Here is a 5,109-nt window from a genome sequence, read left to right as displayed (position 1 = left end):
ATTAAGATATATTGCGGGGTGGAGCAGTTGGTAGCTCGTTGGGCTCATAACCCAAAGGTCGTCCGTTCGAGTCGGGCCCCCGCTACACAGAAAAGCCGAAAGATGAATTTCTTTCGGCTTTTTTTTATCTTCAAATAAAAAATGTATCATGTTTACGTTCTGTATTCGTTGAGATACAATAAAATTTACATTGGTTTTACAAGTGATTTAGAGCAGCGTCTTCTATCTCATAACGTTTTATCTACAAAAGGTTATACAGTGAAGTATCGTCCTTGGTCATTGCTTTTCACAGAGTCTTATGAGAATAAAGCCGATGCCATGAAACGCGAAAAGCAATTAAAAGGAGGTAAAGGACGAGCGTTTATATGGAATGTAATCAAAGAGAAATAGACAGGGCTCATATCCGCCTGAGGCGGACGTCCGTTCGAGTCGGCCCCCGCTACTACTAAAATTAGATAAGGCACTGAAGATTAATTTCTTTGGTGCTTTTTATTTTCTGTTTGGACACTTCGTGGGTGCAGATTGTTTCTAAAAAGCTTCCGTCATATTAAAATACACCAGAGTATTCCCATTTACCGGATTGTTACCTACATCGACTCTGAAATTCATGCGCGGCTGGACTTCAATGCGCAAGCCTGCTCCAAAATTAGGCAATACGCCTTCAATACTGGCGATGTCTGGCCCTATAAAGCCTACGCCGCCCCAGGTGGCAAAGCCCAGCCGGTTAATTAGTCTGCCTAATAAATCGTTGCGCTTGGAGTTGAACATGTTGCGGTATTCAATAAGCGCTAGTTGAGCTGAGTGATCACGATACTGGCCCAGGTAATAGCCTCGTAAATCGAAAGGAGAACCAATAAAAGGCATGCGGGTGAGTGGTACATCGCCAAAGGAGTTTTTACTTTGAAGCATCCACCCAAGCGATTTTCGTTCACCAATAAATTCCAGTTTAGTAAATTGGCGGTATTCGAGGGTGAGGTTAGTATAGTTCATATCCCCACCAAAATATTTGCCGTAGTTAGTGAGCTTAAAGTCAAATAATAGGCCGCTATAGGCATTGGCTGGCATGTCGCGGGTGTCATACGAAATATCAATGCCTAAACCCACGTTGAACAAGTAAAGCTTATAAGCACTTCCTCCTTGTTCGATATAATCCTGGTCGTTAGATACTCCTGCAGATACTTCTTCCATGTTGTCGGAAGTGATATCCACTAATGGCCCTACAAAGAAATCAGATGCTTTCATTCTGAAAAGAAATATGGGATTTAGTTGCAAAGCATGATTCCTGAATTCAGTTGTTTCTTTACCTCGTAGACGGTTCTTGTTGGTTTCGTAACCAACGCCATAGTAATTATCGTATGTGTTTTTGTAAATGAATTGGCCGAAAACTCTAAAATGATCGTGATTGAAAAAGAGTTGAGGTTTACTAATTAAGTTAATTCCACCGTTGAAAATATAGGCAAAGCCAATAGGTACAACCGAGCGTTTGAGTTCTGTATCTTTGGGATTAGTGCTGAATGTGAATAATGCACTTCCACCGAGTAATACGCCAAAATCAGGCGTGTAGCCGGGGCCGCCTAAGATACTGAAGCGTAGGTTTTTTTGTGTGGAGTCAGGTGCTGATGTTTGTGCCCCGCATAGAGAATAGGCTAAAAGCAAAAAAGTTATTGATAAGAGGCTTTTGAACATGGATAAACTAAAGAAACTCCCTGAATTTAGCGGTACAGGGAGTTGTATTTATATTGTTTTATAATTCCCAGCCAAAACCGGTGGTAAATACGTAATCAGATTCCGAAGCTCCTTCAACGGGTTTATTATCGTAGTTAAGCGTTATTCCCATTCTGATGTAGAAATCTTTGGGTAGATCATACTTAAAGTCAATGTTAAAATCTGTACGGAAACGACCTTTCTCAGTAATACCCGGATAAAGGCCTATTTTTGATGTAAGGCTTAAGTCACCTGTGTCAAACATGTTGAGTTCTGATGCCACGTAGCCTTCCCAGCTATCTCTGTCATCTTCTGGGTTTTCATAGTTTTCCATTACAAAAGAAGCACCACCCGAAAGGTTCCAGTACACAGCGTTTGTTTGTAAAATATAGGTACCAATACCAATACGTCCATTGGTCCTTAAATCTATTAATTGTTCGGTATTTGATAGAAAAGTAGTTGAGTATACACCAAACCACTTATTGTGGAAGTAGTATTTAAAATCGATACCGGCGTCATTGCGTTTAATGGGTGCAACACTATCCTGGTTAGAGCTTAAGGCATTATAGTACATATCGGTCGACCATTTCTCGGCTAGGTATCCAATGTTGGCTCGCATTGAGGCTTGGTGTAAATTGTTGGCTTTAGTGATGTCCCAGCCAAAATCAACATTGGCATACACCTGGCTCCAGAAGCCTTTATCAATTGATTCTAAAAAAACAATTTCATCTGCATTAACCGTTATGGTTCCTTCATCATTAGTCATTAAATTAATTTGTCCCTGCCCGGTACTGCTAATTTTCCCATCGTATCGCTTACCGCTAGATAAGGTGATTAGGAAGTAAGTTTGCGATTGAACTTCTTTAATACTTGTCCACTCAATAGTGAAATCGTCATCGCTGTAATCTGTTTCAATGGACAGAGTACCTTGTTTCATACCTTTTATTTCACCGACAATTACATCGCCATTAGCAAAAGTGACTTTGTCTACCTGGGCAAGTGCCGTTCCGGTAATTAGGCATAAGAACAGTAGTAGCTTAACTTGTTTCATTTCTAAATAGATTAGGTTTGTTAAATATTCAAATTAATAATGTTATTGTTGATTTGTATAAGTTGCCAAACATTCTTCAAAAAATCAACCTGTTTTGATGAATTAACAAAAAAAATACTTATTGATATGATTGTTTACTAGAAGTGATGAAGAAAAACCATTGTGATAAGTTGTAGAGTGGATGTAGTTGAATGGTATGATGCAGGAATTGGATAAAAATGCTATTATCAAATCAATAAAATACTGAAAGCAAAATTAATTTTTTAAATTTGCGCACCGCAAGGCCTCGTAGTTCAATGGATAGAATGTAGGATTCCGGTTCCTATGATGTGGGTTCGATTCCCGCCGGGGTCACAAATAAGACCTTCAATTAACATCAAAAACCTGTAAATCGTTTGATTTACAGGTTTTTTAGTTTTTGCATAAAACGCAATAAACTAAAATAAACCATTCAAATACATGTTTTTTGTGACCTATTCCGTGACCTCATGTTCTATTTAACAGGTGAGGTCGCAGGTTTTTGCTATATTAGATGCAGTATGGACTTCATGAGAAGTCAAAAATAATTATAGATGATTGATTTTGGTTCTGTTTGAACTTTTTCGGTGACCTCAAGGGAGGTTTTTCGATATCAAACACATTTAATGCACACCAAAATCAAAAAAAGATGAACAACACACAATCATTCGGCCTTCAGTATATTGTAAGGCACAAAAGTAAACATTCTGAGATGGCAGGTATCTATATGCGGATAACTGTCAATAGAAGAAAAACCGAAGTTTCTACAAAGCTTTTCTGTCCGGTGGATTTGTGGGACAAGAAAAAGGAGAGGGTAGGAGCTGGTAAAGATTTCAACCATCGGCATATTAATCGGCTGCTTGAAGAAACCAGGGCAAAGATACAGAGCATCTACCATGAGTTACGTATTAAAGAGCAGCTGATAACTCCACAGATTATAAAGAATTACTTTCTGGGCATTAAAGATGAGGGTCATACGCTGATGCGCCTGCTGGATTATCATTACACCTCTCAAAAAGCCATTCTTAGACCTAATACCATTCGTCACTATAAAGTCACTTACAAGTATATCAAGGCTTTTGTGAAAGAAAGATTGAAAACAACTGATATCTATTTACGTCAGATTGACTATGGATTTATAGTTGATTATGAAACATTCTTGAATGAATACAAGATGTTAGAAAGTTACAAAGGACTATCACAGAACTCAATTATGAAGCATCTGGCATGGCTTCGTTGCATCTTAAATTTAGGTGTTCGCTTAAAATGGATGACAAGCAATCCGTTTGATACCTATAAGTTGAGGTATAAGAAAACCGAGAGAGGATACTTGAGTCAGGAAGAACTGTTGACTATTGAGCAGAAGGATATTAACATTCATCGATTAGAATTTACCAAAGACCTATTTGTATTTTCGTGTTACACGGGCTTGGCCTATATGGATGTACAAAGCCTGACGATGGATAACATACACATTGGCATTGATGGTCATAAATGGATTATCTCTAAACGTCTTAAAACAGATATACCTATTAGGATACCCCTGCTGACAAAAGCTGAAGAGTTGATTAATAAATACAGGAATCATCCCAAATCGATTTACCGGGGAACCGTTTTCCCTGGTATTGCCAACCAGCGATTAAATGGATACTTGAAAGAGTTGGCTGATATTTGTGAAATAAGAAAGCATCTGACCTTTCACATGGCCCGCCACACCTTCGCCACTACTGTTACCTTATCTAATAATGTTCCCATCGAAACAGTAAGCAAAATGTTAGGTCATACAAAGATTGCTACCACTCAAATCTATGCTAAGGTAATCGAAAGCAAAATCAGTGAGGATATGAATATTTTGCGTCAAAAATTAGAATCTGACAAGGAAAGTAATCACTTAAATGTATCTGTTTAAGTCAAATAACATCAATTTAATGTAAATATTATTGCAACTAATCAAACCCGACTTTACATTATATTAACATACCTCTATTATTGCAGCGCAGCTTCGGATTTGGCGAAGCTGCGTTTTCGTTTAACCAATTTTATCGCATATGGCCTATTTATTAGACCAGTTAGAAACACTGGTCTTTAATATTAGCAAACCTGAGATATGCCTCATTAAGCAAGGAACATTTGCTAACAGCAACTTTAAAGATGAAATAAGCATGGAAATAACGGCCATATTGACCACCCTCAAACGATTTAATGTGACCACCTTGTAACGATTCAAAGTGACCACCCTCATTTTTCAGTAAAAAAAGAACTTTTTCCTGCTATTGGGATTCAAACAAATTTAATCATTTTCTTTTTCAAATGAAGAACGTTTTCTTCTCATGGAT

The 5,109-nt window shown here is 38.0% G+C and carries 5 protein-coding genes and 2 tRNA genes; 5 read left to right on the top strand and 2 right to left on the bottom strand.

Going from position 1 to position 5,109, the window contains the following annotated elements; genetic code table 11:
- Positions 1 to 12: 12 nt before the first annotated feature.
- Positions 13 to 85 (top strand) — tRNA-Met (locus J1N10_RS20440).
- Between the two features lie 56 nt (positions 86 to 141).
- The gene (locus J1N10_RS20435) at positions 142 to 390 is read left to right on the top strand and encodes a GIY-YIG nuclease family protein (protein ID WP_262328590.1); all 249 of its coding nucleotides are present in this window, start codon (positions 142 to 144) and stop codon (positions 388 to 390) included.
- Between the two features lie 138 nt (positions 391 to 528).
- On the opposite strand, the gene J1N10_RS20430 is transcribed toward J1N10_RS20435, so the two are convergent.
- Together J1N10_RS20430 and J1N10_RS20425 are read right to left on the bottom strand one after the other, a co-directional pair.
- Positions 529 to 1,656 carry an outer membrane protein assembly factor gene (locus J1N10_RS20430; RefSeq protein WP_262328589.1) on the bottom strand — a complete coding sequence of 376 codons (1,128 nt, stop codon included), beginning with the start codon at positions 1,654 to 1,656 and terminating at the stop codon, positions 529 to 531.
- A gap of 88 nt (positions 1,657 to 1,744) precedes the next feature.
- A complete protein-coding gene (locus tag J1N10_RS20425; RefSeq protein WP_262328588.1) occupies positions 1,745 to 2,755 on the bottom strand; it encodes a DUF481 domain-containing protein in 1,011 nt (336 codons plus the stop codon).
- Between the two features lie 282 nt (positions 2,756 to 3,037).
- Here J1N10_RS20425 and J1N10_RS20420 point away from each other — a divergent pair.
- The 3 genes from J1N10_RS20420 to J1N10_RS20410 all read left to right on the top strand — a co-directional run bounded on the left by J1N10_RS20420 (position 3,038) and on the right by J1N10_RS20410 (position 4,992).
- Positions 3,038 to 3,109, top strand: a tRNA-Arg gene (locus J1N10_RS20420).
- 313 nt (positions 3,110 to 3,422) lie between these two features.
- The gene (locus tag J1N10_RS20415) at positions 3,423 to 4,682 is read left to right on the top strand and encodes a site-specific integrase (protein ID WP_262328587.1); all 1,260 of its coding nucleotides are present in this window, start codon (positions 3,423 to 3,425) and stop codon (positions 4,680 to 4,682) included.
- Positions 4,683 to 4,821: 139 nt separating this feature from the next.
- Positions 4,822 to 4,992: a hypothetical protein gene (locus J1N10_RS20410; RefSeq protein WP_262328586.1), complete on the top strand. Its 171-nt coding sequence runs from the start codon at positions 4,822 to 4,824 to the stop codon at positions 4,990 to 4,992.
- Positions 4,993 to 5,109: the final 117 nt, after the last annotated feature.

The organism is Carboxylicivirga litoralis (assembly GCF_025499605.1).
In the GTDB taxonomy this organism is placed as follows: Bacteria; Bacteroidota; Bacteroidia; order Bacteroidales; family Marinilabiliaceae; genus Carboxylicivirga; species Carboxylicivirga litoralis.
The sequence above is the reverse complement of the archived record's forward strand: the minus strand, read 5'-3'. Positions and strand labels throughout refer to the sequence as shown.